This window comes from Blastococcus sp. URHD0036, assembly GCF_000701365.1.
GTDB lineage: Bacteria > Actinomycetota > Actinomycetes > Mycobacteriales > Geodermatophilaceae > Trujillonella.
Genome location: NZ_JNIK01000015.1, coordinates 15,687 through 41,124, shown reverse-complemented (window position 1 = coordinate 41,124; position 25,438 = coordinate 15,687). Strand labels below are relative to the sequence as shown.

The 25,438-nt window shown below is 75.1% G+C and carries 29 protein-coding genes; 11 read left to right on the top strand and 18 right to left on the bottom strand.

Annotation, left to right across the window (positions count from 1 at the left end):
- Positions 1-72: 72 nt before the first annotated feature.
- Positions 73-210 (bottom strand): hypothetical protein, encoded by a 138-nt coding sequence (locus tag N555_RS27960; protein WP_156036372.1) that lies wholly within the window; start codon positions 208-210, stop codon positions 73-75.
- Positions 211-363: 153 nt separating this feature from the next.
- On the opposite strand from N555_RS27960, the gene N555_RS0114400 reads away from it, so the two are divergent.
- Positions 364-819, top strand: a complete 456-nt coding sequence (locus tag N555_RS0114400; protein WP_029432198.1) for a DUF7144 family membrane protein — start codon at positions 364-366, stop codon at positions 817-819.
- Between the two features lie 34 nt (positions 820-853).
- Here N555_RS0114400 and N555_RS0114395 read toward each other — a convergent pair whose 3' ends face one another.
- The 4 genes from N555_RS0114395 to N555_RS0114380 form a co-directional block, all read right to left on the bottom strand.
- Complete coding sequence (locus N555_RS0114395; RefSeq protein WP_029432197.1) at positions 854-1,222, bottom strand: STAS domain-containing protein; 369 nt, start codon at positions 1,220-1,222, stop codon at positions 854-856.
- A 133-nt stretch (positions 1,223-1,355) separates the two neighbouring features.
- The gene (locus tag N555_RS0114390) at positions 1,356-1,622 is read right to left on the bottom strand and encodes a response regulator transcription factor (protein ID WP_029432196.1); all 267 of its coding nucleotides are present in this window, start codon (positions 1,620-1,622) and stop codon (positions 1,356-1,358) included.
- Positions 1,623-1,755: 133 nt separating this feature from the next.
- Positions 1,756-2,436, bottom strand: a complete 681-nt coding sequence (locus tag N555_RS0114385; RefSeq protein ID WP_034510698.1) for a CPBP family intramembrane glutamic endopeptidase — start codon at positions 2,434-2,436, stop codon at positions 1,756-1,758.
- A gap of 1 nt (position 2,437) precedes the next feature.
- Entirely contained in the window at positions 2,438-4,171 is a 1,734-nt protein-coding gene (locus N555_RS0114380) for an alpha/beta hydrolase (RefSeq protein ID WP_197029029.1), read from the bottom strand.
- Positions 4,172-4,279: 108 nt separating this feature from the next.
- On the opposite strand from N555_RS0114380, the gene N555_RS0114375 reads away from it, so the two are divergent.
- The 4 genes from N555_RS0114375 to N555_RS0114360 all read left to right on the top strand — a co-directional run bounded on the left by N555_RS0114375 (position 4,280) and on the right by N555_RS0114360 (position 9,383).
- A complete protein-coding gene (locus N555_RS0114375; RefSeq protein ID WP_156036371.1) occupies positions 4,280-6,277 on the top strand; it encodes an alpha/beta-hydrolase family protein in 1,998 nt (665 codons plus the stop codon).
- Between the two features lie 123 nt (positions 6,278-6,400).
- Positions 6,401-6,934 carry a hypothetical protein gene (locus N555_RS0114370; protein ID WP_029432192.1) on the top strand — a complete coding sequence of 178 codons (534 nt, stop codon included), beginning with the start codon at positions 6,401-6,403 and terminating at the stop codon, positions 6,932-6,934.
- 80 nt (positions 6,935-7,014) lie between these two features.
- A complete protein-coding gene (locus N555_RS0114365) occupies positions 7,015-8,058 on the top strand; it encodes an AraC family transcriptional regulator (protein ID WP_051684084.1) in 1,044 nt (347 codons plus the stop codon).
- Positions 8,055-9,383 carry a diacylglycerol/lipid kinase family protein gene (locus N555_RS0114360; protein WP_029432190.1) on the top strand — a complete coding sequence of 443 codons (1,329 nt, stop codon included), beginning with the start codon at positions 8,055-8,057 and terminating at the stop codon, positions 9,381-9,383. Before N555_RS0114365 ends, N555_RS0114360 begins: the two co-directional genes overlap by 4 nt.
- On the opposite strand, the gene N555_RS0114355 is transcribed toward N555_RS0114360, so the two are convergent.
- The 3 genes from N555_RS0114355 to N555_RS0114345 all read right to left on the bottom strand — a co-directional run bounded on the left by N555_RS0114355 (position 9,380) and on the right by N555_RS0114345 (position 12,986).
- Entirely contained in the window at positions 9,380-11,119 is a 1,740-nt protein-coding gene (locus tag N555_RS0114355; RefSeq protein ID WP_051684083.1) for a SulP family inorganic anion transporter, read from the bottom strand. The two genes, N555_RS0114360 and N555_RS0114355, sit on opposite strands and share 4 nt — an antisense overlap.
- 37 nt (positions 11,120-11,156) lie before the next feature.
- Positions 11,157-12,395, bottom strand: coding sequence for a cation:proton antiporter domain-containing protein (locus N555_RS0114350; protein ID WP_051684082.1), 1,239 nt, complete (start codon positions 12,393-12,395; stop codon positions 11,157-11,159).
- Between the two features lie 81 nt (positions 12,396-12,476).
- On the bottom strand, positions 12,477-12,986 hold the full coding sequence (locus tag N555_RS0114345) for a DUF1269 domain-containing protein (protein WP_029432187.1): 510 nt from the start codon (positions 12,984-12,986) through the stop codon (positions 12,477-12,479).
- A 173-nt stretch (positions 12,987-13,159) separates the two neighbouring features.
- Here N555_RS0114345 and N555_RS0114340 point away from each other — a divergent pair, with 173 nt between their 5' ends.
- Positions 13,160-13,711, top strand: coding sequence for a potassium channel family protein (locus N555_RS0114340; protein ID WP_081866233.1), 552 nt, complete (start codon positions 13,160-13,162; stop codon positions 13,709-13,711).
- A 15-nt stretch (positions 13,712-13,726) separates the two neighbouring features.
- Here N555_RS0114340 and N555_RS0114335 read toward each other — a convergent pair whose 3' ends face one another.
- The gene (locus N555_RS0114335; protein WP_029432185.1) at positions 13,727-15,235 is read right to left on the bottom strand and encodes an SHOCT domain-containing protein; all 1,509 of its coding nucleotides are present in this window, start codon (positions 15,233-15,235) and stop codon (positions 13,727-13,729) included.
- A gap of 133 nt (positions 15,236-15,368) precedes the next feature.
- On the opposite strand from N555_RS0114335, the gene N555_RS0114330 reads away from it, so the two are divergent.
- The 3 genes from N555_RS0114330 to N555_RS0114320 all read left to right on the top strand — a co-directional run bounded on the left by N555_RS0114330 (position 15,369) and on the right by N555_RS0114320 (position 19,254).
- The gene (locus N555_RS0114330) at positions 15,369-17,222 is read left to right on the top strand and encodes a glycoside hydrolase family 15 protein (RefSeq protein WP_029432184.1); all 1,854 of its coding nucleotides are present in this window, start codon (positions 15,369-15,371) and stop codon (positions 17,220-17,222) included.
- Between the two features lie 87 nt (positions 17,223-17,309).
- The gene (locus N555_RS0114325; protein WP_029432183.1) at positions 17,310-17,672 is read left to right on the top strand and encodes a carboxymuconolactone decarboxylase family protein; all 363 of its coding nucleotides are present in this window, start codon (positions 17,310-17,312) and stop codon (positions 17,670-17,672) included.
- 109 nt (positions 17,673-17,781) lie between these two features.
- The gene (locus N555_RS0114320; protein WP_029432182.1) at positions 17,782-19,254 is read left to right on the top strand and encodes an MFS transporter; all 1,473 of its coding nucleotides are present in this window, start codon (positions 17,782-17,784) and stop codon (positions 19,252-19,254) included.
- Between the two features lie 28 nt (positions 19,255-19,282).
- On the opposite strand, the gene N555_RS0114315 is transcribed toward N555_RS0114320, so the two are convergent.
- Complete coding sequence (locus N555_RS0114315; RefSeq protein ID WP_029432181.1) at positions 19,283-19,555, bottom strand: hypothetical protein; 273 nt, start codon at positions 19,553-19,555, stop codon at positions 19,283-19,285.
- Between the two features lie 220 nt (positions 19,556-19,775).
- Here N555_RS0114315 and N555_RS0114310 point away from each other — a divergent pair, with 220 nt between their 5' ends.
- Positions 19,776-20,177 (top strand): SHOCT domain-containing protein, encoded by a 402-nt coding sequence (locus N555_RS0114310; RefSeq protein ID WP_029432180.1) that lies wholly within the window; start codon positions 19,776-19,778, stop codon positions 20,175-20,177.
- Positions 20,178-20,244: 67 nt separating this feature from the next.
- Positions 20,245-20,880 (top strand): Rv1733c family protein, encoded by a 636-nt coding sequence (locus N555_RS25995; RefSeq protein WP_156036370.1) that lies wholly within the window; start codon positions 20,245-20,247, stop codon positions 20,878-20,880.
- A gap of 79 nt (positions 20,881-20,959) precedes the next feature.
- On the opposite strand, the gene N555_RS0114300 is transcribed toward N555_RS25995, so the two are convergent.
- The 8 genes from N555_RS0114300 to N555_RS0114265 form a co-directional block, all read right to left on the bottom strand.
- Positions 20,960-21,400, bottom strand: a complete 441-nt coding sequence (locus N555_RS0114300; protein ID WP_029432178.1) for a DUF7144 family membrane protein — start codon at positions 21,398-21,400, stop codon at positions 20,960-20,962.
- A gap of 138 nt (positions 21,401-21,538) precedes the next feature.
- The gene (locus N555_RS0114295) at positions 21,539-22,471 is read right to left on the bottom strand and encodes a carbamate kinase (RefSeq protein ID WP_029432177.1); all 933 of its coding nucleotides are present in this window, start codon (positions 22,469-22,471) and stop codon (positions 21,539-21,541) included.
- Positions 22,472-22,531: 60 nt separating this feature from the next.
- Positions 22,532-22,819, bottom strand: coding sequence for an SHOCT domain-containing protein (locus tag N555_RS0114290; RefSeq protein ID WP_029432176.1), 288 nt, complete (start codon positions 22,817-22,819; stop codon positions 22,532-22,534).
- 28 nt (positions 22,820-22,847) lie between these two features.
- The gene (locus N555_RS0114285) at positions 22,848-23,426 is read right to left on the bottom strand and encodes an HdeD family acid-resistance protein (protein WP_029432175.1); all 579 of its coding nucleotides are present in this window, start codon (positions 23,424-23,426) and stop codon (positions 22,848-22,850) included.
- Between the two features lie 49 nt (positions 23,427-23,475).
- Complete coding sequence (locus N555_RS0114280; protein WP_029432174.1) at positions 23,476-23,943, bottom strand: DUF7144 family membrane protein; 468 nt, start codon at positions 23,941-23,943, stop codon at positions 23,476-23,478.
- Positions 23,944-24,042: 99 nt separating this feature from the next.
- A complete protein-coding gene (locus N555_RS0114275) occupies positions 24,043-24,516 on the bottom strand; it encodes a hypothetical protein (protein ID WP_029432173.1) in 474 nt (157 codons plus the stop codon).
- Entirely contained in the window at positions 24,513-24,824 is a 312-nt protein-coding gene (locus N555_RS0114270; protein WP_029432172.1) for a hypothetical protein, read from the bottom strand. Before N555_RS0114270 ends, N555_RS0114275 begins: the two co-directional genes overlap by 4 nt.
- A 39-nt stretch (positions 24,825-24,863) precedes the next feature.
- On the bottom strand, positions 24,864-25,334 hold the full coding sequence (locus N555_RS0114265; protein WP_197029028.1) for a DUF6325 family protein: 471 nt from the start codon (positions 25,332-25,334) through the stop codon (positions 24,864-24,866).
- Between the last annotated feature and the right edge of the window lie 104 nt (positions 25,335-25,438).

The following is a 25,438-nucleotide window of genomic DNA, read 5'->3' as shown; positions in this document are numbered from 1 at the left end:
CTCCGCCCGGGATGAGATGGCACCAGGGGCACGCGGACGTGGCGGTCGCGCTGCGGAAACCGGCCCGGGGGGTCAGGTCCGCTGCACGAGGGCCGGGCCGTCCCCGGCCTCGGGCTCCGGTTCGTCGGAGTTCCCGGCCGAGAGCCCGAGGACGACGATCAGAGACGTCTCGATCAGCAGTCCCACGATGCACACCAGGGCCCAGAGCATGTGCCACCTCGCACGGGGAGCGTTCCGGACGTCATCGTCAGCGCCCCACCGGCGATCCACCTCACCCGTACCGAGTGACGCCCACCTGCGGCGACAGCGGCACCGTGGCAGGAGCCCCGGGTTCCCGGCCCGGACCCGACCGAGGAGACCGCCATGCCCGACCTCGCATCGTCCCGCCCGCACAGCGATCCACGCCCGGGACACCTCCGCGGCAGCGAGAGCCCGACGTCGCGCTGGGCGGTCTGGGCCGTCTTCGCCGCCTCGATGATGATCCTGGTCGGCTCGCTGCAGGCCATGCAGGGTCTGGTCGCGATCTTCGACGACGACTACTACCGGGTGCCCTCCAGCGGCCTGGTGCTGGACCTCGGCGACACCGCCTGGGGCTGGACGCACCTGCTGCTCGGCGTCCTCATCGTCGTGAGCGGGCTCGGCGTGCTCTCCGGCAACGTCGCCGCCCGCGCGGTCGGGGTCGCCCTGGCCGCCCTGAGCATCCTGGTCAACATCGTCTACCTGCCGGCCCTGCCCCTGTGGGGTGTCGTCGCGATCACCGTCGACGTCCTGGTGATCTACGCGCTCACCGTGCACGGCGGCGAGCTCCGCGGGCACTGACCCGAGCCCGGCCGGGACGGCGACCCGGCGGCGGTCACTCCCCCGGCAGCACGTGCCGGTCCAGGCGCAGCCGGTTCAGCGCGTGCCGCAGGGCGGGAGAGGCACCCTCCAGGGACATCCGGCGCCGGTGCTCCACGGCCCGGCGGTAGGAGCCGGCGATCACCCGCAGGCCAGCGTGGTCGGCCACCTCGACGTCCGTGACGTCGACGGTCCACACCTGCTGGTCGCTGCGGAGCAGTGCCGAGATGCCGGCCCGCAGCAGGTGCGCGGTGCCGGCGTCCAGCCGGCCGCCGGCCGTGAGCCGGCCCGTGCCCAGGTCCACGTGCACGACGAAGGAGCCGGGACCGGCGGCGGGCGAGGGCCTCGGCCGGCCGGCCGTCGGCACCGCGCGCCGGGTCAGCACGACGCATCCGGGAGCACCGCCGCCTGCGCGAGGCACCGGCCTCGCCAGCCGGACGCACCACGGACCCGGGGGCCCTCTGTCGCCCGGCTGGCGAGGTGGCGACAGTCTGGAACAGGACTCGCCGGTCCGCCGGTCAGGAGCACGGGTCCCCGTCGGGCTCGCGCAGGAGCCCGCGGTCCCGCGCCGTCGCGACCGCCGCGCGGCGGTCGGGGACGTCGAGCTTCCGCTGCACCCGGCGGAGGCGGGTGCGCGCCGTGTTGCCGGAGACGCCCAGCGCCGTCGCGATGCCGGCCGTGGACGCGCCGTCGGCGAGATGGGCGAGGAGCTCGAGGTCGCGCGGCCCGAGGTTCGCCGTCCCCGGGGGCAGGTGACCCTCCGGGACGGCGGACGGCTCGGCCATGCACCCTCCTGGGTCGCCTCCCGGGGTGTTCCGATCGGACCCCGGCCCCGTGCCGTCACGTTAAGCAGATCTCCTCCGACGGGGCTTTACCGATCCGGCCCCCGTCCTTGCCCTTTCGCGCAGCACGGCGAGGTCAGGGACCGTCGGGTGAGAGGCGCCAGGCGAGCAGGCCGAAGAGCACGCCGAGGGCGTTGGTGGCCCAGTGCGCCCCGGCACTGGCGAGCACGCTGTCGCTGCGCCGCCGGAGCTCGCCGAAGACGAGCCCGCCGGCCGTCGTGAGAGCCAGGACCCCGACGACGGCGAGCGCGCCGCCGGGACCGCGCACCGCGGGGATCAGGTGCCAGAAGCCGAACAGCACCGAGGTGGTGGCGAGCACCTGCCAGGGCCGGCAGTGCCGGGAGAGCGCCCCCCAGAGGACGGAGCGGAACGCGATCTCCTCGAGCACCACGGTGCCGAGCGGGATGGCCACGAATGCCAGGTGCAGCGCGTCGGGCAGTGGCACGTGGTACTCCTCGTCCTGGAACGCCCCCCGGGACAGCGGGACGAGGACGCCGACGACGTAGGCGCCCGCGACGACGCCGATGACCCCGAGCGCCCACCGCGCGCCCCGGCCGAGCCGGTCGCGGGCCAGCCCGAGCTGCGCCCAGCTCAGGCCGGCCAGCCGTGCCGCGGCGAGCAGTCCCGCCCCCTCCAGCGCGCGGACCCACCACGGGGGGTGCACGGCGTGGTCGACGACGTTGACGACCGCGAGCGCGACCACCACCGCTCCGGAGAAGGCCCGGTAGCGGGTGCGCGCGACGGCGGAGGTGGTCACCTCAGCGGTCGGTGATGAGCTGCCGCAGCCGCTCGGTGTCGGCCGCGGTCCAGTCCGGCGGCTGCGCGACCTCGGCCCAGCCGTCGACGTAGTCCGCCTCGTACCGGTGCCCGTGCCCGTCGGGGACGTCGACGGCGAACACCAGGTCCGCGGTGACCTGCCAGAAGGTCACGAGCGGGATCCACACCATGTCGGGCGAGACGTCGGGGCCCCGCTCGCCGCGCAGCCAGTCGGGGTGGTGCAGGGCCAGCTGCGGCGACCACCACACGATCGGGTCCGACGCGTTCTGCAGGTAGACGACCCGCGGCGCCACCCAGGGACCCGGCGGGGCCTGCAGGTCGGCGGCCTCGTCGGCGAAGCGGACGGTCTGCCCGTCCTCGTAGACCGGCAGCCACTCGGGCGTGCCCTCGTCGCGGTCGGCGACGATGGTGCGCCACAGCTCGTTGAAGTTCGGCGGGCCGGCCCAGAGGACGCCGCTGGTGCGGTTCGCGATGTCGGCCAGGCCGCTGAAGGCCGCCTCCCCACCGAAGGTGCCCAGGCTCTCCCCGAAGACGTACAGCTGCGGCCGGTCGTCGGGCGGTAGCTGGGACCACACGCCGTACACCGCGTCGAACAGCGCCCGGCCGGCGTCACGTGCCTTCGCCTGGTCGACGAGGAACGACAGCCAGCTGGGCAGGTAGGAGTACTGCATCGCCACCATGGCGGTGTCGCCGTTGAACTCGTACTCGAGGGAGTCGCTGGCCGCGGGGTCCACCCAGCCGGTCCCCGTGGTCGTCACCACCACGAGGACCGCCCGGTCGAAGCCGCCGGCCCGCTGCAGGTCGCGCACCGCCAGGTCCGCGCGCTCCCGGGCGTCGTCCCCTCCCGAGGCGAGGCCGGCGTAGGCCCGGACCGGCTGCAGCGCCGGCCGGCCGGAGAACTCGGTCAGCTCCTCCGGGGTCGGGCCCTTGCCGACGAAGTTCCGCCCCTGGAGGCCGAGCTCGTCCCACGGCACGAGGGAGTCGGGGCTCCCCGAACGCTCGGACGCGGTCGGCTCGACGGCGCCGTTCTCGGTGCCGTCGTCCTTGAGGCTGAACGCCGAGTTGGCCGCGTCGACCAGCCCCTGGAAGAGCACGCCGTTGAGCACGAACAGCACGAGCACGGTCACCGCGAGCGCACCGAGCGGCCGGGCGACGCGCTTGGGCAGGAACCGGCCGAGGAGCCGGACGAGCCCGCGGCCCAGCCAGCGGACACCCCGGCCGATCCCCACGAGGGCTGCGAAGAACAGCACCGCGACCACTACGACGCCGACGGAGGAGAAGCCCGCCGGGGGCTCCAGGCCCATCAGCTCGTGGATCTGCCGCTGCCAGCGCGCGCCGAGGACCAGCATCACGACCGCGAGGACCGGGCCGGCGACGGCGAGGACCTGCCAGGCGCGGCGGCGGAACCCGGCGGACATGCGGCCCTCGGTGACCTCGCCGACGAACCAGGCGATCGCCACCCCGATGCCGTAGCCCATGGCCGCGGTGATGCCGGTGACCAGCCCCTGGAGCAGCCAGCCTCGCGGGAGCAGGGACGGCGTCAGCGCGCTGCACCCGAAGAGCAGCGCGCCGACCGTGCCGCTCCAGGTGTAGCGCGGCAGCCAGCGCGTCCACCCCCGGCGGGGCGGACTCGGCGCCTCGGGGGGTGGCGCGGGCGCGGCCTCCTCGGGAGCGGGGTCCGCCGCCGTGGAGGTCACCGTCGACTCCGTGGTCATGCCCAGCTCCGCTCGTCGGTCCCCCGGACGCTAGGAGTCCTCCGCACCCCCCGGACTCCCCTCGGCGGGATGAGCCGCGCCGCCTGTGCGCGCTCCACGATGCGGGCCATGCGGAGACAGCTGTCCGGACGGACCCGCCGCGATCCCGGGGCGCCGCCCCCCAGCCGGGCGCCCGACGTCGGGCTGGTGGTGGCCGCCGCGACGGCGCCCGGGACCTTCGCCCCCTCCCTCTCCGCGCGCAGCGCGGTGGACCAGGGGCTGGTGACCGGGCTGACCACCGGCCTGCACTACCTGCTGTCCGTCGGCGCGCAGGAGGTGCTGGAGGGGACGGCGCGGTTCCTCACCGCGGGGACGGCCTCGCGGTCGGTGGTGCGCACCCTCGCCGTCGACGCGGCGGCCGTTCCGCTCGGGCTCGCGGCGCTGCGCCTGCTGCCGCCGCGGGCCGACGACCCCGTCCGCGGGCTCCTCCGGCAGGCCGCGTGGCGGCTCGGGGCGACCGGGCTCAACGGTGCGGTGCTGGGCGCGGCGCAGCGGGGCGCGGAGGCCCTGGACGACCGCCTGCGGTTCGGCGGGCGCCTGGCCGCCGTCCCGCTGGCCGTGCCGGTCGGCCTCGGCGTGGCCTACGTGCTGGACCGGGTGCGGGCCGGCCGGGAGGCCGACGCCGGGGGGGACGGGAGTGCGGACGGTGCCACCCCGGCGGCGCCGCGGCTGGGCTCGGTCGGCGTCGCGGTCGGCGTGGTCGGGGGGCTGGCCGCCGTCGCCTACGGCGAGCACGCGCTCGCGGGCCTCGCCGCCCGCCGGCTGGCGGCGGTGCTGCCCGGGTCGGTCCCGTTCTGGCGGCTGGTGGGCCACGCCGGCGCCCTCGCCGCGCTGGAGGCCGGGGCCGCCTGGGTGTGGCAGCGGGCGATGCGGAAGATCGAGGCCACCACGTCGGCCGAGGTCGCCGTCTTCGAGGCGGACGAGGCGCAGCGGTGGGTGCCACCGACGGTCAGCGGCGGCCCGGGCAGCCTCGTCTCCTGGGACGGGATGGGCCGCGACGGCCGGTTGCACGCCCTGGCGGTCGTCCGCGCGCGGCCGCTGGCCGACCCCCCGCCCGGTGTCCCGGACCTGTCGATCGAGACGGTCATGGGCGAGCCGGCGCGGGCCGAGCCGGTACAGGTCTACGTCGGGCTGGACAACGGAGCGACGCCGCGCGAGCGGGTGGAGCTCGCGCTCGCCGAGCTGGAGCGGACCGGCGCCCTGGACCGGTCGCTGCTCGTGCTCGTCTCGCCGACGGGCACCGGGTACGTGAACTACGTCGCCACCGCCGCCCTGCAGTACCTCGCCCTCGGCGACGTCGCGACGGTGGCGCTGCAGTACTCGAAACGGCCGTCGCCGCTGTCGCTGGGCATGGTCCGGGGCGCCCGCGAGCAGAACCGCATGCTGTGGCTGCGCGTCCTGCGGGAGCTCCGCGACCGGCCCGGGCCACGCCCGCGGGTGGCGGTCTTCGGCGAGAGCCTCGGCGCGCACACCAGCCAGGACGTGTTCCTGCACTGGGGCACGCTCGGCCTCGACGCGATGGGCATCGACCGGGCGCTGTGGATCGGTACGCCGCACGGGAGCGGCTGGATGCGCCAGGTCACCGGCAGCGACCGGCTCGACGTCGAGCGGGACGCCGTCGCCGTCGTCAACGACTCCGCCCAGCTCGCCGACGTCGTCGCTGCCCGCGGCAGCACGCCGCGGTTCGTGCTGCTGAGCCACGACAACGACGGCGTGACGAAGTTCGGGCCCGACCTGCTGTGGTACCCGCCGGACTGGCTGGGCCCCTCCCGGCCGCGCCACGAGCCGGGCCCGGCCGGCAGCAGCCCGCGCGGCATCCCGCCGGCGATGCGGTGGCGGCCGGTGACCTCGTTCTTCCAGGGCCTGATCGACATGAAGAACGCCCAGGTCGCCGGCCCCTTCGGGGCGTTCCAGCACGACTACCGCGCGGACCTCCCCCGCTTCCTCTCCGAGGTGATCGGGCTGCCGGCGACGCCGGAGCAGCTGACCCGCATCGAGGAGACGCTCCGGGTGCGGGAGAGCGTGCGGGAGAAGCTGTTCGCCGTCGTCCCCGGCGCCGTGGACTGACCGGGGCCGACGGGGGCCCGGCGACCATGCGGAAGGGGTGAGGGCGGCGCCCCCGGAACCGCCTAGCGTCCGCCGCGAGCCCCTCCGCAGGACCCGCCCGCTCGTCGCCAGGAGGCCCGACCGATGGACGTCAGCGCCCCGATCACCCTCGCCGTCGCGGGCTACCGCAGCCCGGCCCGGGCGGAGGCGGACTACGACGCGGTGTGGCGCGCCCGCGGCGAGCCGCCCTTCTCCCACACCTGCCTGGCGATCGTGCTGCAGGACCGCGCGGGCACCTCCCGGATCGAGCGCACCGACAACACCGCCGGAGCGCTGGCGTGGGGCGACGCCGTGCTCGGCGCCGCGCTGTCGGTCCTCCTGCCCCGCATCGGTCCCGGGTCGCCGGTGATCGGCGACCGCGACGGGCAGGAGGCGTTCATCGGCCACTTCCGCCGGCACATCGACGTGACCGAGCTCGTGTCGGCGGCGCTGCTGCTCGACGACAGCGCCGTCGGCCTCGTCGTCGTCGTGCTCAACCGCAGGCCCGACGAGGTGCTGCCGCTGCTGTCCCACGCCGGCGAGGCCATCGCGACCGGGACGTCGTGGGCGGGGCTGGAGGACGACCTGGGCCACGACCTGGTCCGGGCGGTCGCCGGCCGGGTGCCCTCGCTGACCTGATGCGACGCGCAGTGCACGGGGTGCGGTGCGGTGGCCGCGAGGACGGTCGCCCCCGCCGTCGAGCAGAGGAGGCACCCCCCATGCGACCCCGCATCCGGGCGACCGCGCTCACCGGCTACCCGCAGCTGTCCGCGTCCGTGGGACTGGACCCGGACCGTCTCGCGGCGGAGGCCGGCCTGGACCCCGCCGACGTCGGCGCCCCCGGCCGGTGGATCCCCGCCGCCGCCGCCGCGCGGTTGCTCGAGCTGTCCGCACAGCGGTCCGGCTGCGCGGAGTTCGGCCTGCGCCTGGGCGCCGTCCGGCAGCTCGGCATGCTGGGTCCGCTGAGCGTGGTGCTCCGCGACGAGCCCACCCTCGGCGCGGCGCTGCGGCTGCTGATCCGCTACGCCCCGAGCTACGACGAGTCCGTGCACATGCGCCTGGCCGTCCGCCGGGACCTGACGAGGCTCGACCTGTGGCTCGACCTCGGCGAGCCGGCTCCCACGACCCAGCTGACCGACCTCGTCCTCGGGTCGGTGCTGGCGCACGTCCGCGCCCTCGTGGGCGCCCGGTGGCTCCCGGGCTCCGTCTCCTTCACCCACGGACCGCCCGGCGACCCCGGCCCGTACCGGCTGCTGTGCGGGCCGCGGGTGCGGTTCGCGGCGGAGTCGACCGCGCTCGCCTTCCCGACCCCTCAGCTGGAGAGCCCCGTGATCACCTCCGACCCGTCCCTGCGTCCCTACACCCGGATGTTCCTGCGCGAGATCGCCTCCTCGGGAGCCGGGACCGCCGCCGCCCGGACGACGGAGGCCGTCGAGCTGCTCCTCCCCCTCGGGCGGTGCTCCGTGCAGGAGGTGGCCCGGCAGCTCGGACTCCCCCCGCGCGAGCTCCAGCGCCGGCTCGCCGAGGAGGACTGCAGCTACTCCGCGGTCGTCGACTCCGTGCGGGCGCACACCGCCGTCCGCCACCTGGAGAACGGCCGGCGGTCGCTGACCGAGATCTCGCAGCTGCTCGGGTTCGAGGCGCCCAGCGCCTTCTCCCGGTGGTTCGCCCAGCACTTCGGCAGCAGTCCGAGCGCCTGGCGCAGCACGGCCCGCGGGACACCCGCGCCCGCCGGCACCGCGGACGCCGGGAGCCGGCCGTGACCCCGTCGGCGCGCGACCGGTGGACGGCGCGCGCGGCCCTCGTCCTGCCCGTGCTCGTCGTCGTCCTGCTGCTGGTCACCGCCGGCCGGCGGGGCGTCTGGATGGTGCTGTTGACCGCCGCGGTCGCCGTCGTCGTCCTGGCCGCCGGCTTCTGGTTCCTGCGGGAGCGGGGAGCGCTGCGCCTGCTCGCCCTGGCCGTCGTCGTGGCCGCCCCGCTGGCCCTGCTCGTGCTCTTCGCCACCAGGCACCTGCTCTGGGTGGCGATCGTGGCCGCGGTGCTGCTGTTCGCCGCGGTGGCCGCCGGGCGGACGGCGCTGCGGCCCGATCCCGCCGAGTGGACGCTGCCGGTCCGCGAGGTGACGCCCGCCCAGCGCCCGTTCGTGATCATGAACCCGCTCTCCGGTGGGGGCAAGGTCGGCCGGTTCGACCTCCAGCGGCGGGCCGAGGAGCTCGGCGCCGAGGTGGCGCTGCTCGATCGGCCGGGCACCGACGTGCAGCAGCTCGCCCGCGACGCCCTCGCCCGCGGCGCGGACCTGCTGGGCGTGGCCGGGGGTGACGGCACGCAGGCGCTGGTGGCGCAGGTGGCCGCCGACGCCGACGTGCCGTTCGTCGTCATCAGTGCCGGCACGCGCAACCACTTCGCGCTCGACCTCGGTCTCGACCGGGAGGACCCGGCCCGCGGGCTCGTGGCGCTGCGCGACGGCGTGGAGGCCCGGGTGGACCTGGGCGAGGTCAACGGACGGCCGTTCGTGAACAACGCGTCCTTCGGCGCGTACGCCGAGATCGTCGAGAGCCCCGCCTACCGCGACGACAAGCGCGGCACCACGCTCGACACGTTGCCCGACCTGCTGCGCGGGCGGCGGGGTGCCCACCTGGTCGCCGACGTGGGCGACGGGACGCCGGTCGAGGGCCCGCAGGCGCTGCTGGTGAGCAACGACCCCTACGAGGCGGCCGACCTGGCCGGACTGGGCCGGCGGTCCCGCCTGGACCGGGGGGTGCTGGGCGTGGTCGCGCTCCGCGTGGACTCGGCGCGCCAGGCCGTCGCGCTGCTGGGCTCCCGGCACGAGCGGGGGCTGCGCCGGGCCGAGACCCTGGAGGTCGTCGTGACCGCCGACCGGGACGAGATCCCGGTCGGGATCGACGGCGAGACGGTGCAGCTGTCGACCCCGGTGCGGTGCACGAGCCGGCCCGGCGCGCTGCGGGTGCGCCTGCCCCGGGACCGCCCGGGCATCCGGCCACCGCGCGGCCGGTTGGACGCGACGGCGCTGTGGGCGCTGGCGGTGGGCCGGTCCCCCGTCCGCCCGTCCTCCGCAGTCCCCGCCTAGACGACCTCGGGCCGGCCGGGCTCGGCGACGGCGACGGCCGGCCCCGGCGTCCACTCGGCGGAGGTCTGCGCGCGGAACTCCGCGACGGCGGCCTCCACGGTCGGGAAGAGGTGCCGGGGCTCGATCTTCGCGGTCAGCCCGTACCCGTCGATCTTGCGGCGCACCGGGTCCTTCATCTCGGCGAAGACCAGGGCCTGCCCCCGCTCGTCGAGCGTGCGGTCGAGCTGGAACAGCACGTCGGCGGCGGTGGTGTCGACGTCGGTGATCGGCTCGGCCGCGACGACGATCCAGTGCGGCGGCGGGTCCTGCCGCGAGAGGGCGACGACCTCGTCCCGGAACGTCTTGGCGTTGGCGAAGATGAGCGGGGCGTCGAAGCGGTAGATGACCAGCCCGGGCAGGGTCTGCGCCGCCGGATAGGACCGGACGTCGTGGTACCCCGGCAGCTCGTCGACCTGGCCGAGCGTCGTCTGGTACGGCCGCCAGGCGCGGCGGAAGACGTTGAGGATGGACAGGCCGACGGCGATCCCGATGCCCGGGAGCACGCCGAGCAGGGCGACGCCGGCGAACGCCGCCAGGGCCAGCGAGAACTCGACCCGGCGCTGCTTCCACAGGCGGACCATGCCGGACACGTCGGCCAGCGAGAGCGACGCGGTGATGACGACGGCGGCCAGCGCGGGCTGCGGCAGGTTCCGGAAGAGCCCGGGGATCGCCACGATGAGCAGCACGATCAGCGCCGCACCGGTCAGCCCGGTCAGCTGGGTCCGCGCCCCCGCCCGCTCGGCCACCGCGGTCCGCGAGGCGCTGGTGCTCACCGGGAAGCCCTGGAACAGCCCCGCCGCCAGGTTGGCCGTACCGATGCCGATCATCTCCGCGTTGCCGCGCACCTCCTGCCCGGTGCGCTCGGCGAAGGCGGTCGAGGTCGAGATGGTGTCGGCCAGCGACACGACGGCGATCGCCAGCGCGCCGGCGGCCAGCGGCGCGACGTCCGACCACGGCACGGTGGGGATCGTGAGCGGCGGGAACCCCTGCGGCAGCGTCCCGATGAGGCTCACCCCGTGGTCGCCCAGGTCGGCGACGCTGCTGACCACGATGGCCAGCACCACCATGACCAGGACCGCCGGCACCTTCGGCAGCCAGCGTTGCAGCACGAGGATCAGCACGATGCCGCCCAGCCCCACGGCCGCCGCCGCGGGCACGACCAGGTCGTCGGCCAGACCGCGGCCGAACTCGACGACCTCCTCGATCAGCCCGTCGGCGTCGGTCGAGAACCCGAGCAGCTTGGGCAGCTGGCCGATCAGGATCGTGACGGCCAGGCCGTTCATGTAGCCGATCATGGTCGGCTTGGAGATCAGCTCGGCGATGAAGCCGAGCTTGGCCACCCCGGCCACCAGCATGATCACCGCGACCATGACCGCCAGCAGGGAGGCCAGCGCCACCGCCCGCTCGGGATCCCCGTCCGCGGCGACCAGCGGGAGGATCGTCGCGGCGATCATCGGCCCGAGCGAGGAGTCCGGCCCGAGCACGAGGATGCGGGACGGGCCGACCAGCGCGTACCCGAGCAGGCACATGATCGAGGTGTACAGGCCGGTGATGGGCGGCAGCCCGGCCAGCTCGGCGTAGGCCATGCCCTGCGGCACCAGCAGCGTGGTCAGCACCAGACCGGCGGTCAGGTCCTTGAGCAGCCACGCCCGGCGGTAGGTCGCCAGCATCCGGAACCCCGGCGGGACGAGGGTCACGCGCACCTCCTGGCGTCGGGCACCCGGCGTCCCAGCCTCACCGTCGGGCCGGCCCCGGTACCTCATCCCCGGTGGATGACGGCTCCCGGCCACCCCCGGCGGCCCGCCCGTACCGCGCCGCCAGGGGCGAGGCGCTGACCCCGTGGACGACGACGCTGAGCAGGACCGTCGCGGCGACGACGGCGACCGCGTCGTCCGCGTCCGGCCCCAGGTCCTCGAGCGCCAGCAGCGCGAACACCAGCGACGCGAGCCCGCGCGGGCCGAACCAGCCGACGAAGAGCACCGACCGGAGGTCCATGGTCGTCCCGAGGCAGGCCAGCGCGACCGGGACCATGCGGACCACGGTGAGGCTGGCGACCGCGTACAGCAGCGTCGCCCAGTCGGCGTGGTCCACCAGGACGGGGACCGCCACCGCGCCGAAGGCGAGCCACACCAGGAGCCCGACCAGTTCCCCCGCCTGCTCGGTGAAGCCCACTTCCGCGGGACCGCGCCGGCCGGCGGTCCGGCCGAACGCCAGCCCGGCGCAGAAGGCGGCGACGAACCCGTTGCCGGAGGCCACGAGGGCCGCCGCGTAGGCGGCGGCGGCCAGCCCCAGCACGGCGATGCCGGCGACCCCCTCGTCGGTCCAGCCGCGGCGCTGGGACTCCCGCAGGACCCAGCCACCGGCGGCGCCGACGGCGGCGCCCACCACGGCCCCGATCGCGAGCTCGAGGAGCGCCTCTCCCAGGCCGGGGGCGTCGGCCAGGCCCTCGGCGGAGGCGGCCCCGGCGAGTGCGACGACCACCACCGGGGTGACGATGCCGTCGTTGAGGCCGCTCTCCACGGTGATCAGCCGGCGGATGCGGACGGGCACCGCCGGATCGGTCACGACCGAGACCCCCAGCGCGGCGTCGGTGGGGGCCAGCGAGGCGGCGACCAGCAGGGCCAGCCACCCGCCCAGCCCCGGCAGCAGCCAGGTCGCGAGGGCCCAGCCGGCCAGCACGGTCAGCGGCAGCCCGATGCCGAGCAGCCGGGCGCACCGCCCGGCGTCGGCACGGAGGTCGTGCAGCGGGACGCGGGCGGCGTCGGAGAACAGCACCCACACCAGGGCGGTCTCCACGAGCGGCCGGAGGGCCTCGGGCTCGGTGTCCCCGCTGACCGCCCCGCTGACGGCCAGCAGGACGCCGACCAGCACGAAGGCGATCGGCCCGGTCACGTCGGCGCGGCCCAGCCGGGCCGACACCGCCGACCACAGGAAGACCGCCGCCGCGACGACGAGCAGCCCGGTCGTGCCCATGCGGACCCCCACTCACCGCCGGCGGGAACGGCCCGGGGCCCGGCCGACGACGTCAGCCGGGCCCCGGGGTGGTGCAGGAGATCAGGCGGTGGGCAGCGGCGCGTCCTCCTCGGCGAAGACCTCGCGGAGCTTGTCCTCCTGCTCGGTGCTCAGGTTGCTCTCGACCAGCACGATGTCCTGGCCGTCGAACGCGTCCTTCACCTTGTCGACGACGGCCCCGGTGGACAGCAGGAACAGCGCCGACGTCCCGGGCTGGATCTCCGCGCGCATCCGCTTGATGAACGCGTCGTCGATGCCGACGTCGGTCATGCTGCCCATCAGCGCGCCCATGCCCGCGCCGATGGCGAGGCCCAGCAGCGGGATGAAGAAGATCAGCCCGAACAGCATCCCCCAGAAGGCCCCGCCCAGCGCCCCGGCTCCGGTCATCCCGCGCAGCTGCTGGGTCTTGGGCTTCTTGCGCCCCTCCTCCCACGACACGGTGGCGGCGTCGTGGACCTGGATGAGTTCCTTCCGCTGCAGGTCCTCGAGCGTCTGCACGGCGGTCTGTGCCCCCTCCGCGGTGGGGAACTTCCAGACGGTCAGGGTGGCCATGGTGCTTCTCCTCGGGATCGTCGGACGCCGGCCGGGTGGTCCGGCGCCCTCGGGCTGGAGCGCTGCCACGACTGCGCGGCGGCGACGTCCCCGAGGTTGCCGCCGGGCCTCGGGGAGGTGCCTCATCCGCCGGGGATGACGTGGGCGCCCCCGCGCTCGGCGACCGTCGGCCCATGAGTCGGCCGACCCCGCCCCGGGCCGTCGACGTCCCGCCCCGGCGGGTGCTCCTGCGCGGAGCCGGCCGGACGCTGCTGTCGACCGCGGCGGTCCTCGTCGTCTACGCCGCGGTGCCCGTCGCCGACTTCACCGTCCGCACGATCGTCGGCCTCGCGCTGGGTATCGGCGTCGTCGCGGTGCTGGTCGTGTGGCAGGTGCGGGCGATCCTGCGGGCCCGGACCCCGGCGCTGCGGGCCGTGGAGGCGCTGGCCCTGTCACTGCCCCTGTTCCTGGTGGTGTTCGCGCAGGTCTACGTGGTGCTCTCGGCCAGCGAGCCGGCCGCGTTCACCGAGCCGATGACCCGGGTCGACGCCCTGTACTTCGTGGTCACCGTGTTCGCCTCGGTGGGGTTCGGCGACATCGCGCCGGTCAGCCAGCTGGCACGGGTGCTCACGACGGTCCAGATGATCCTGGACCTGCTGGTGATCGGCCTGGTGCTGAGGATCGTCGTGGCCGCCGTCGGCCGGCGCCGGGCCGAGCAGCCCGGGACACCGGCGGACGTCGGCTGACCGGTCGGGCCGGGCTCACACCCCCATCAACCGGCTCTTCTCCCGGTCGAACTCCGCGTCGGTCAGGACGCCGCTGTCGTGCGCCGCACCGAGCCGCACCAGGAGATCCAGCCGGTCGTTGAGGGCCGAGATCGCCGCAGGGGTGAGCGGGTCGGCCGAGAGCGCGTGCGGCGCTCCCGCGTCGGAGTCGCCGTTCGGCGCCGGGCGGGCGACGGGCAGGGCCGGGAACGTCCCCGCGCCGTCGGTGGCGAGGGCCGGGAGCGGTCCGGTCGCCGGCTCCTCCACCGGCGCCTGGTCACGCAGCCAGTCCAGCGCCCACAGGTAGGCGGCCACCAGCGCGACGACCCAGATGAGCACCGAGAGCGTCGGGTCCGGCCACAGGAGCAGGAGCAGCGCACCCAGGGCGATGCCCGTCCAGCGCGCGGGGCTGTGGTGGGCGCGCACCGCCGTGCCCAGACCGGCGGCGCGGGCGTGCAGGTCGAGGCTGTCGACGAAGGCGCGGGTGCCCACCGCCACGCGGCGCGGCCACGACTCCTCGGGCACGTCTGCCGCCGCCACGGTCGCTCCCCCGGGTGCACCGTCGACCGCCGGAGCCGCGGCGGCCGCCGCCGCGCGGCGGGCCTCCAGCTGACGCCGCGCCGCGCCGGCGGCGTGCCGCATCCCGGCGACCAGCCCGAGCCGCCCCCACACGAGCGTGAGGACGACGACGAGCAGCGCGAACCCGACCAGCCACAGCGTCCACATCCGCAGGCTGCCGGCGATCGAATCGTAGATCGCGCCGACGGCGTCCCGGTTGTCGGGCTTCGCGGCGACGATGATGCGGCCCCGGGCGATCCGCAGCGTGATCAGGACGAGGCAGGCCAGCACCGCGGTCGTGATGCCCCAGGCGCGCAGGGTGCCCCGCCGCCGCCGGGAGGTCCCCAGCGCACCGGCCAGCGCGGCGACGGCGACGAGCCCGAACCACCACCAGACCGACTTCAGCAGGTCGACCGCGTCGTAGACCTGGGGGGTCTTCTCCGGGGACAGCAGGGTGACGCCGACGTCGTCGGGCAAGAGCTCGAGGACCTGGCCGGCGAGGCCGTCGCGCAGCGAGTCGGGCACGCGGTCCTTCGCCTGGCCGAGGGTGAACTCCAAGGACTCACCCGCGACCAGCTGGTCGTGCACCGAGGTGATCGCCGCCGTGGCGAGCGGGCGGAACGGGTCGTCGGCGAGCAGCCGAGTCACCCCCGCCACGATCAGGGACCGGACGCCGGTCTCGACCGTGCCCCGGAAGCGCTGCAGGCCGTCGGGCAGGGCGTCGACGCCGTCCTCGATCGCCTGCTGGACCTCGGCGTTGGTCATGACGGTGTCGGTGACCCGCTCGGTGATCCGGGCCTCGACCTCCTGCAGGTCGACGATCTCCTGCACGTTGGACACGAAGACCCCGGTGTTGATGACGTTGCGCCGGGTCCAGAGGGACGTGCTGGCCAGCACCAGGGTGACGGCGCTGATCAGGACGAGCAGGCCGGCGAGGAATCTGCGCATGGTCGGGCCTCCAAGGGCGGACACGGGCCCGGTCGCCCGGCGGACAGGCGCCCAGCCTGGCGAGGATCGGTTCCCGGACCCATCACCCCGGCCGGATGAGGTGCCGGCCCGACCACCGGCCCACGGTCGCCGTATGACCGCGAGTGCCCGCCCCGAGACCGCCATCGCCGAGCACGGGATCATCGGCGACCTGCAGACCGCCGCCCTCGTCACCACCGACGGGTCGGTCGACTGGTTCTGCTGGCCGCGCTTCGACTCCCCCAGCGTCTTCGGCGCCCTGCTCGACGACGACCGCGGCGGGCACTTCCGCATCCGCCCGGCGGGGATCGACTACACCTCCAAGCAGATGTACCTGCCCGACACCGCCGTCCTCGTCACGCGGTTCTTCACCGCCGACGGCATGGGGCAGGTCATGGACTTCATGCCGCCCACGGGCGAGGTCGCCACCGACACCCACCGGCTGGTGCGGATGGTGCAGTGCGTGCGCGGGAGCATGGACTTCGAGATCGACGTCGCCCCCCGGTTCGACTACGGCCGGCAGGCGCACGAGACGAAGGTGCACGAGAACGGCGTCGTCTTCACCGCCGGCGACTCGGCACTCGCCCTGCACGTCGTCCGCGAACCCGGCGACGGGCGCAAGGCGCGCGTCTCGGTCGACGCCGACGACGGCGACGTGCACGCCTCCCTGGCGCTGGTCGCGGGTGAGGTCCGCGGGCTGGTGCTCGAGTCGGCGGAGAGCGGGACGCCGCGGGAGATCCGGGTCGAGGAGATCAGCGGCCTGCTCGACGAGACCGTCGGGTACTGGCGGTCCTGGGTGGCCGGGTCCACCTACACCGGGCGGTGGCGCGAGGCGGTCCAGCGGTCTGCGATCACGCTCAAGCTCATGACCTACGCGCCCACCGGCGGGCTGGTGGCCGCCCCCACCGCCGCCCTCCCCGAGCAGATCGGCGGGGAGCGGAACTGGGACTACCGCTACACCTGGATCCGCGACGCGTCCTTCTCGGTGCACGCGCTGCTGCGGCTGGGGATGACCGAGGAGGCCGGCCGGTTCGCCGGCTGGCTCGGCGACCGGGTCCGCGAGCGGACCGGCAGCGACAGCGGACCGCTCAACATCATGTACCGCATCGACGGGTCCTCCGACCTCCAGGAGGACACCCTCGACCACTGGTCGGGCTACCGCGGCTCGACCCCGGTGCACATCGGCAACGGCGCGGCCGAGCAGCTGCAGCTGGACATCTACGGCGAGGCGCTGGACAGCCTCTTCGCGGCGGTGCAGGCGGGGCTCCCCCTCCCCTACCAGGGCTGGACGCAGCTGTGCGGTGTCCTGGACTGGCTGGTCGAGAACTGGGACCAGCCCGACGAGGGCATCTGGGAGACCCGCGGCGGCCGGCAGGCGTTCACCTACGGGCGCGTCATGTGCTGGGTGGCCTTCGACCGCGGCATCCGCCTGGCCACCGCGCACGGGCGCCCGGCGGCCCTGGACCGCTGGACCGCGGCGCGCGACGCGGTCTACCGGCAGGTCATGGACCGCGGCTTCCACGAGTCGAGACAGGCCTTCGTGCAGCACTACGACACCGACGTGCTGGACGCCGCCCTGCTGCGGATGCCCACCGTCGGCTTCGTGGACGGCCGCGACCCGCGCTGGGCGTCGACGCTGCGGGCGATGGACGACGAGCTCGTCACCGACAGCCTCGTCTACCGCTACGACCCCGAGGCCTCTCCCGACGGGTTGCGCGGCTCCGAGGGCACGTTCTCGCTGTGCACCTTCGCCTACGTGGACGCGCTCACGCGGGCCGGGCGGGCCGACGACGCCCGCACCGCCTTCGAGAAGATGCTGACCTACGGCAACCACGTGGGCCTGTACTCCGAGGAGATCGCCCTCACCGGGGAGCAGATCGGCAACTTCCCGCAGGCCTTCACCCACCTGGCCCTCATCGACGCGGCGGTCACCCTCGACAGCGCGCTCGACGGCCGGCCCCCGCGCTGACCCGCCCTCGTCCGCGGCGGGTGACGCCGGGGCCTCCCCGACTGCCGACGCTGGGGCCGTCCGCGAAGCGCCCCGCAGGAGGAAGCCATGACCCAGACCGCACCGCACACCCTGGACCGCATCGCCGCAGGTGACACGCCTGTCCTCGACACGATCCTCGCCATGCAGGTCGACGCCCTCGAACGGTCCGGCCTGGACCCGCAGACCTACGTGCTGGTGCGGCTGGCCGCGCTCGTCGCGATGGACGGACCGCCGGTCTCCTACGCGGTCACCATCGCCGCCGCCGCGGACGCCGGCGTGACGATGGAGCAGGCGCAGTCGGTGCTCGTGGCGCTCGCCCCCCTGGTCGGCACGGCGCGGGTGACGTCGGCCGCCGGCGGCATCGTGCGCGCCTTCCTGGGCGCGGCCGCGCTGGCCGAGTCCGACGTGCCGGAGCTCCGCGCGCCCTGACGACCGCCCATCGCCGGTGCCGGGGCGCGCGGGACCGACCGCGCCCCGGCACCGGTCTGTCCGCCCCCCACCACCGCACCAGGGAGCCCGCCATGATCCGGACCGGCGCATGACCGGGACCGCCGCCCCCAGGTCGCGGGCCGCGGCCCGCACGCTCGTCCTCCCGCTGGCCCTCGCCCAGTTCATCGCGAGCTACGCCGCGTCCAACATGAACGTGGCGATCAGCACGATCGCCGACGACCTCGACACCGATGTCGCGGGGATCCAGACCACCATCACGCTGTTCACGCTGACGATGGCGGCGCTGATGATCCCCGGGAGCAAGCTGACCGACATCTGGGGCCGCCGCCGCTGCTTCGTCATCGGCCTGACGATCTACGGGGCCGGGGCCCTGCTCGCTGCCGTGGCGCCCGGCCTCGGCCTGCTGACCGTCGGGTACTCCCTGTTCCAGGGTGTCGGGTCGGCCCTGCTCATCCCGCCGATCTACATCCTGGTCACCGTCCTGTTCTCCGACATGCGCGAGCGCGCCAAGTGGTTCGGCGTCGTGAGCGCGGCGGCCGGGCTGGGCAGCGCCGCGGGCCCGCTGATCGGGGGGCTGATCACCAGCGCCGTCAGCTGGCGCGCCTCGTTCCTCCTGCAGGTGCTGGTCGTGGCCGCGATCGCCGTGATGGCCCGGCGGATCGACGACCCGCCGCTGACCGGGCCCCGGCCGGCGTTCGACGGGGTCGGCGCCGTGCTGTCGGCGGCCGGCCTCTTCTTCCTCGTCTTCGGGGTGCTCCAGTCCGGCACCTACGGCTGGGGCGCGGCGAAGCAGGCGTTCACCGTCCTCGGCGTGGAGCTGATCCCGGAGGGCGGGATCTCCCCGGTCTGGTTCCTCTCCGGCATCGGGGTCGTCGTCCTCGTCGTCTTCGCGCTGCACGTGCGGCGGCGGGAGGCGCACGGCCGCACGCCGCTGGTCTCCCCGCAGCTCGTGCGCAACCGGACCTCGAACCTGGGGCTGGGCACCCAGACGGCGCAGTGGCTCGTCCTCCAGGGCTCCTTCTTCGTCATCTCGGTGTTCCTGCAGCAGGAGCGGGGGTTCTCGGCCATCCAGACGGGGCTGATGCTGCTGCCTGCCACGGTGGGGATCCTGGCGTCGTCGGCGATGGCCCAGCGCATGGCCAGCCGGCACCCCCAGCGGCTGCTCATCCGCGCCGGGTTCACGCTGACGCTGGTCGGCCTGGGGCTGCTGCTCGCGCTCGCGCGGGTGGACTCGGCGATCTGGACGTTCTGGCCGGGGCTCCTGGTGATGGGCTTCGGCATCGGCGCGATGCTCACCGCGTCGGTGAACGTGGTGCAGTCCGCGTGGCCGGAGGAGACCCAGGGCGACATCTCCGGGGTCTCCCGCAGCGTGTCGAACCTCGGGTCCTCGCTGGGCGTCGCGATCGCCGGATCGGTCCTGGTGGGTGCGGCGGAGCGGGGTGGCCCGCCGTTCGCCACGGCACTCGTGGTGGTCATGGCCTTCGCCGCGCTCGGCTGGGTCGCCGCCCTCCTGCTCCCGAAGGCCCCCGCTGCGGAGGGCTCGGGACCGGCCGGGCCGTGAGGCCGGCCGGGGCGTGAGGCCGGCCCGGTCAGCCGGCCGGGGCGACCGGGCCGGCGGACCCGCTCCATGGCGGGTCCGCCGGCTCCAGCGGCTCCCCGTCGGTGGTGGAGCGCACCTCGATCAGGTCCAGGCCCAGGGTGCGCAGGCGCTGCAGCATGCCGTGCAGGCCCGGCTGGTCGGTCGGCTCCGTGCGCAGGATCGTGAGCGCCGGCTCCTCGCCGAGGTCGACCGCACCGATCTCCTCGAGGATCTCCGGCGGGACCGGGCCGCGGACCCGCAGTTCGTACACCTGGTGTCGCATGGGGCGAACTCCTCGTCGTCCGCGGGCCGGTCGGCTCGCACCGACCCTGCGCCGTCCCGGCGCCCGGCACGTCCTCCGCACCGGATGACCCCGCCCGTCCACCCGCACGTCGCCGGGTGTTCGCGGTCGACATCGGTGCAGGTCATCCCGCCCGGAGGATGGGCAGCGGCCCTCGGCACACGACGCTGGACGCGACACCCGCCCGTACCCGGAGGCCCCCATGACGATCCTCGCTGCCGACGACTACCCCCTCGCGAACCTGTTCTGGACGTTCCTCGCCTTCTTCGCCCTGATGATCTACTTCTGGTTGCTGATCACGGTCTTCACCGACCTGTTCCGCCGCGATCTCTCCTGGGTGGCCAAGACCGCCTGGATCGTCCTGCTGATCGTGCTGCCGATGATCGGCGCGCTGGCCTACCTGATCACCCAGGGCCGCGGCATGGCCGACCGGGAGCAGGCCCGCGCCCGCGCCGCCCAGGAGCACGCCGACGCCTACATCCGCTCCGTGGCCGCACCGGGAGCCAGTGACGTCGACCGGCTCGCCCGGGCCAAGGACCTGCTCGACCGGGGTGCCATCAGCCAGGACGAGTTCGACCAGCTGAAGCGCCGGGTCCTGGTCTGAGGGACCGGGTCCGGCGTCCCTCCGGGGACGCCGGACCGATCGCTCCACGACGACGGGAGTGCGCGTCATGGACCGTGTCCCGTGCGGCCCCGTCCGGCGGGTGATCCGTCGCTTCACCCTCGGGTCCGGAGAGCTCAAACGACCGACGGACCGCGTCCAGATGGTGGCGCGGTTCGTCGTCGTGCTCGCCGTCGTCCTGGCCCCGCTCCCGGCGGCCGTCGCGGTGGGGACGACGACCGCGCGCCTCCAGGCCCAGGCCACCCAGCAGGCCGCCGAGCGACACCGCGCCGACGCCGTCCTGCTCGACGCCGCCGACACCGCGACCGGCAGCACCACCGCCGACACCGTGTCCGGCACCACCTCGGGGGCGGGGGCCGCGGTCGTCGTGGCCGTGCGGGCCACCTGGCGGACCGCCGCGGGCGCGGCGCGGGAGGGGACGGTCCTCGCCGCGCCCGGCACGCCCGCGGGGGCGGTGGTGCAGATCTGGCTGGGGCCGGCGGGCACCCCGGTCGCTCCGCCGCTCACCCGGGGCGAGGTCGCCGGCATGGCCACGATCGCCGGGGTCCTCGTGCTGATGGGCCTGCCGCTCGCGGCCTGGGCCCTCTACGCCGCCCTGGTGGTGGCGCTGGACGCGCACCGCGCCCGGGGGTGGGCCCAGGAGTGGGCCGCCGTGGAGCCGCGCTGGGGCACCCGCCTGACGTGACGCCGGCGGGACCGGGCAGGTCGTCCCGGACGCGACGACGGCCGGCCCCCCTCGGGAGGGCCGGCCGTCGACGGGGCTGTCAGCGGTAGTCGTCCTTGAGCTCACGCCCGTGCACGACGATCGCGAAGATCACGATGACGTCCAGCACGATGATGATCGTCGACCACACGGGGTACGCCGAGATGAACGCCAGGTTCACCAGTGCGCTGAGGAAGGCGACCCCGACACCGAGGATCCGGGCCGCCATGTTGCCCGCGAGGAGGCCGACGCCGCCGAGCACCGCGACGATGCCGATCACGAGGTGGACCCAGCCCCAGAGGTTGTAGTCCACGTCGACGACGAGGCCGTTCTCCCGGACGAGGTAGAAGCCGTCGTCGAAGAGGGCGACGAGCGCCTGGATGATCTGGAACCCGCCCATCAGCATGAGCATCACGGCGGCGAAGAAGATCCACCCGACCCAGCCTGTGGTGCGGTCCTCGGTGTACGCGCCCTGCGTCCTGCTGTGCGAGGTCTCCGTCATGTCGCGGCCTCCTTGTCTTCGCCTCGCTCGACCCTCCCCGGACGGCGGGCCTGGCACACGAGGCCATGGCTCCTGGCACGTGAAGCGTCCGCCGGACGACGGCCGCGTCACCTCACCCCGGGCGCATGACCCGGCGGTTCACCGGAGCTGCAGACCGTCGACCTGCACGGTGACCCGGGTGCCTTCCTCGCCGGCCAGGATCGCGGCCAGCTGCGCGAGCGAGCCGATGACCGCGGACCGGCCGGAGGTCCGGGCGAACTGCGCGGCGGCCTCGATCTTGGGCCGCATCGACCCGGCCGGGAAGCTGGCGGCGTCCAAGGCGTCGGGATGGGCGCAGGCGATCGCCTGCTGGTGCGGCGTCCCCCAGTCCAGGTAGACCGCGTCCACGTCGCCGGCCAAGAGCAGCAGGTCCGCCCCCAGGTCCTGGGCCAGCACAGCGCTGGCGCGGTCCTTGTCCACGACCGCCTCCGCGCCGACGGTCGTGCGGACGCCGCGCGGGCTCATGGTCGGCATCCCGCCGCCGCCGGCGCAGATCACCACGCAGCCGCGGGCGAGCAGCCACTCGACCGGGCGGGTCTGCACGATCCGCCGCGGCTGGGGAGCGGGCACCACCCGCCGCCACGCGTCCCCGTCCTGGCGGAACACCCAGCCGCGTTCCCGGGCGATCCGGCGCGCCCGGCCCGCCCGGTGCCCCGGACCGACGAACGCCGTCGGGTCGGCGAACGCCGGGTCGTCCGGGTCGACCTCCGACGTCGTGAGGACGGTGACCACCGGCGCCTCGGCGGGCAGCAGGTTGCCCAGCTCCTGCTCGATCAGGTAGTCGATCGCCCACTCCGACTGCGCGTCGAGGCCGTCGACGGTGTGCGCGGCGGCCGCGTCGTGCAGCGGCGCCTGCAACGACAGCTGCCCAGCCTGCGGCCCGGCGCCGTGCGAGATCACCAGCTCGTGCGCCTCGGCCACCGGCGCGAGGGCCGCGCACGCGGCCGCCACGGCCGCGCGCCGGCTCTCCACCGTCAGGGGCTGACCCGGCCGCCGGAGGGCGGTGCCCCCGAGCGCGACGACGATCCTCACGGCCCGGGCGACGCGGTCTGCGGGGTCATGGCAGGTCGGCCGGCCGGCGGATCGCCCGCGTCAGGAGTTGAGGATCCGGCTCTTCTGGAGCTCGAACTCGGCGTCGTCGAGCACCCCGGAGTCGCGGAGCTGACCCAGCTCGCGCAGCTGGGCGAGCTTGGTGTTGGTGTCCGTCCCGACCGGAGCGGCCGGGGCCGCCGGAGCCGCCGGCGGCGGCGCCGCCTGGGGCGCCTGCTCTTCGCTCTTCGCCGCCCACCGGCCGGCCTGGCGCCGGGAGACGCGGTTGGAGACGGCGGTGGCCGTCCCGGCGATGGCGGCGGTCCGTGCGATCCCGCGGAGGAGGGGCATGTCGGCTCCTGTGTCGATCGTGTGGCGGTCAGGCCCCGGCCGGGACCCGAGAGGAGATGCCGCCGGGAATGAACGCGGCGGCCGTGATGAGCAGGCCGAAGACGGTGATCTGGGCGCCGAGGACGAGGCAGAGCACGAGCACCGTCGCCTCGGGCCAGGCGAGGGCGGCGATCCCGAACAGCACCCCGAAGGCACCGGCGAGCGCCAGCCAGCCCCAGTTGTGGACCTCGTGCCGCATGGCCACCGCCAGGGCGATCCGGCCGACCCCGTGCGCGAGCAGGGACAGGCCGGTGATCAGCGCGATGGCCCACAGGGTGGCGTCCGGCCAGGCGATGGCGAGCAGACCGCCGACCACGAGCACGGCGCCGAGCACGGCCGACACCCACCGCAGCCGGGTGTCCCACCCGACCGCGATCTCGAGCAGCCCGCCGACGATGAAGGCCAGCCCCACCAGCAGGGCGAGGGACTTCGCCGCCGCCACCGGGTTGAACAGCAGGACGACGCCGAGGACGACCGTGGCCAGGCCCAGGACCGCCACGGCGATCCGGATGCCGGTGTGCTTCGACGCGGGAGAGCCGGCGTAGGGGTTGGACACCGAGGCGGTCATCGGGCTTCCTCTCGAGCGGGTGGGCGCGGGTGGGCGCGCGGAGGGGACATCACTTCTCCAGCTCGCCCCCGTGCACGACGACGGCGTGGATCACGACCACGTCGAGCGCGATCACGACGAGCGACCAGACCGGCCGTGCCGGGAGGAAGGCGAGGCTGGCGATGGCGCTGAAGGTCGCGAGCACCACGGCTGCGCCGCGGGCGACCATGTTGCCCGCGAGCAGCCCGACGCCGATGAGCACGGCGAGCGTGCCGACCAGCAGGTGCATCACGCCCCAGACGGTGTAGTCCACGGGGACGGCCAGTCCGTCGGACCCGACCGCGTAGGACCCGTCGTCGAAGAGCGCGACCAGCCCCTGCACCGCCTGGAGGACGCCGACCAGGATCAGCAGGACGGCGGCGAAGACGATCCACCCGGTCCAGGCGTTCCAGCCCCCGCTCCGGGACGGGCCCGCCGCAGCGGGGTCGACCCGGTCCTGCTGGGAGGCGCCCGCGGCGCTGCCGGTGCTGCCGGTCATCCGTGCACCTCCTCGCCCGTGGGTGTCCTGGGGGAACGGTCTCCGGCCGGGGGGAGGCGGGTCGTCATCCCGCGGGGACGATCCTGACCGGCCGGGTGCTCACGCGCCGCGCCCGTCGGACGCCTGCCCGCGCGGTGCCCGGGGCAGCCCCGGCACCGCGGCGGTCAGGAACGGCCCGACGAGGGCTGTGCGGTCCCGGCCGGCGGTCGCGACCACGAGGGCACGCCCGTCCTCGGCGGTCAGCTGGAGCGCCACGGCGTGCAGGCCCAGTCCGCGGGTGGTGAAGGGCTCGAGCTCCTCGATCGACGCGTCGCGGGCCACGGAGGCGCACACCGGGGTGACGCCCATCCGGAGGGCCCCCGACTGGACCAGCAGGACGTCCCGGACCCACACCGCGCGGGTCCGGCGGACCCGCCAGTCGGCCGGCCGGCGGCGCCAGCGGACGGCGGGGCCGAGGCGGCACCGGAACGAGCCCGGCAGCCGCCGGAAGCGCCACCGGGCGCGCACCGACAGCACGGAGAGCACCAGGGCGACGGCGCCGACACAGACGGCGCTCACCTGCAGCGCGTTCACGGTCCGGTGTCCTCGCGTGCGGTGTCCTCGCGTGCGGTGTCCCGCGGCGGAGGGGGACCGCACCGGCGGGCGTCCAGGACGGCGACGTCGCACTCCAGGAGCCGCTGCACCACCGCCGGGAGGTCGACGGCGTCGTCGGCGTCCCGGATCACGGCCAGCCGGCGGACCGGTGCGCGCGGGACGACGGCCTGCTCGGCGACCTGCCCGAAGCTGGCGGTGAGCGCGGGCGCCATGCGGGTGCGGATGCGGAGCTCGTACCGGTAGAGGGGGCCCTGGCCGGGCCGCGGGCGCGGGCGGGGATCGCTCATCGGAGATCACCTCGGATCGGGGTGCGCCGTCGGCCGGGTCTACCCGGCCGCCTCCTCCGCCTCCAGGGCGTCGAGGGCCGCGACCAGCTCGGAGACCGGGACGTGCCCGGTCGCGGCGACGTAGCCACCGGCCCGGCGGATCGCGGCCACGAACGGTGCGGCCCACACGTTCTCGTAGACCAGCACGCCGGCGGAGGTCCCCGGGTCGAGCGCGACGGCCGCCTCCTCCAGGTCCTCCTGGCGCAGCACACCGGACGCCGCCCCGTCGAAGAGGGCGGCGTCCAGGGCCTGCATCCGCTCGAGGTCCACCTGGCTGAGGATCGTCATCCGGCCGTCCTCCTCCTTGCGGATGAAGGCGAGGTCCAGGATGCGCACGATGCCCCGGTCGACCAGGTCGATGAGGAGCGGGAAGGCCTCACCGCGCAGCTGGTCGTTCTCGAAACCGACGACGAAGTAGTCGATCGGGCCCATCTGGTCGAGCACGGCGGCCGAGTCGAGCTGGCTGGTCATGGAGATCTCCCGGGGAGGTTCGGCGGGCGGGGCCGGGGTGCGGCACGTGGACGTCTGTCGACCGTGGCCCCGTGCCCCGCCGTCCCACGTCATCCGGTACGGGT

Excerpts from the sequence above, each read along its gene's own strand:
- N555_RS27960 (WP_156036372.1), bottom strand. The coding sequence starts at position 210 with ATGCTCTGGGCCCTGGTGTGCATCGTGGGACTGCTGATCGAGACGTCT.
- N555_RS0114400 (WP_029432198.1), top strand. The coding sequence starts at position 364 with ATGCCCGACCTCGCATCGTCCCGCCCGCACAGCGATCCACGCCCGGGA.
- N555_RS0114390 (WP_029432196.1), bottom strand. The coding sequence starts at position 1,622 with ATGGCCGAGCCGTCCGCCGTCCCGGAGGGTCACCTGCCCCCGGGGACG.
- N555_RS0114380 (WP_197029029.1), bottom strand. The coding sequence starts at position 4,171 with ATGACCACGGAGTCGACGGTGACCTCCACGGCGGCGGACCCCGCTCCC.
- N555_RS0114375 (WP_156036371.1), top strand. The coding sequence starts at position 4,280 with ATGCGGAGACAGCTGTCCGGACGGACCCGCCGCGATCCCGGGGCGCCG.
- N555_RS0114370 (WP_029432192.1), top strand. The coding sequence starts at position 6,401 with ATGGACGTCAGCGCCCCGATCACCCTCGCCGTCGCGGGCTACCGCAGC.
- N555_RS0114365 (WP_051684084.1), top strand. The coding sequence starts at position 7,015 with ATGCGACCCCGCATCCGGGCGACCGCGCTCACCGGCTACCCGCAGCTG.
- N555_RS0114350 (WP_051684082.1), bottom strand. The coding sequence starts at position 12,395 with ATGGGCACGACCGGGCTGCTCGTCGTCGCGGCGGCGGTCTTCCTGTGG.
- N555_RS0114345 (WP_029432187.1), bottom strand. The coding sequence starts at position 12,986 with ATGGCCACCCTGACCGTCTGGAAGTTCCCCACCGCGGAGGGGGCACAG.
- N555_RS0114340 (WP_081866233.1), top strand. The coding sequence starts at position 13,160 with ATGAGTCGGCCGACCCCGCCCCGGGCCGTCGACGTCCCGCCCCGGCGG.
- N555_RS0114335 (WP_029432185.1), bottom strand. The coding sequence starts at position 15,235 with ATGCGCAGATTCCTCGCCGGCCTGCTCGTCCTGATCAGCGCCGTCACC.
- N555_RS0114330 (WP_029432184.1), top strand. The coding sequence starts at position 15,369 with ATGACCGCGAGTGCCCGCCCCGAGACCGCCATCGCCGAGCACGGGATC.
- N555_RS0114325 (WP_029432183.1), top strand. The coding sequence starts at position 17,310 with ATGACCCAGACCGCACCGCACACCCTGGACCGCATCGCCGCAGGTGAC.
- N555_RS0114320 (WP_029432182.1), top strand. The coding sequence starts at position 17,782 with ATGACCGGGACCGCCGCCCCCAGGTCGCGGGCCGCGGCCCGCACGCTC.
- N555_RS0114315 (WP_029432181.1), bottom strand. The coding sequence starts at position 19,555 with ATGCGACACCAGGTGTACGAACTGCGGGTCCGCGGCCCGGTCCCGCCG.
- N555_RS0114310 (WP_029432180.1), top strand. The coding sequence starts at position 19,776 with ATGACGATCCTCGCTGCCGACGACTACCCCCTCGCGAACCTGTTCTGG.
- N555_RS25995 (WP_156036370.1), top strand. The coding sequence starts at position 20,245 with ATGGACCGTGTCCCGTGCGGCCCCGTCCGGCGGGTGATCCGTCGCTTC.
- N555_RS0114300 (WP_029432178.1), bottom strand. The coding sequence starts at position 21,400 with ATGACGGAGACCTCGCACAGCAGGACGCAGGGCGCGTACACCGAGGAC.
- N555_RS0114290 (WP_029432176.1), bottom strand. The coding sequence starts at position 22,819 with ATGCCCCTCCTCCGCGGGATCGCACGGACCGCCGCCATCGCCGGGACG.
- N555_RS0114285 (WP_029432175.1), bottom strand. The coding sequence starts at position 23,426 with ATGACCGCCTCGGTGTCCAACCCCTACGCCGGCTCTCCCGCGTCGAAG.
- N555_RS0114280 (WP_029432174.1), bottom strand. The coding sequence starts at position 23,943 with ATGACCGGCAGCACCGGCAGCGCCGCGGGCGCCTCCCAGCAGGACCGG.
- N555_RS0114270 (WP_029432172.1), bottom strand. The coding sequence starts at position 24,824 with ATGAGCGATCCCCGCCCGCGCCCGCGGCCCGGCCAGGGCCCCCTCTAC.
- N555_RS0114265 (WP_197029028.1), bottom strand. The coding sequence starts at position 25,334 with ATGACCAGCCAGCTCGACTCGGCCGCCGTGCTCGACCAGATGGGCCCG.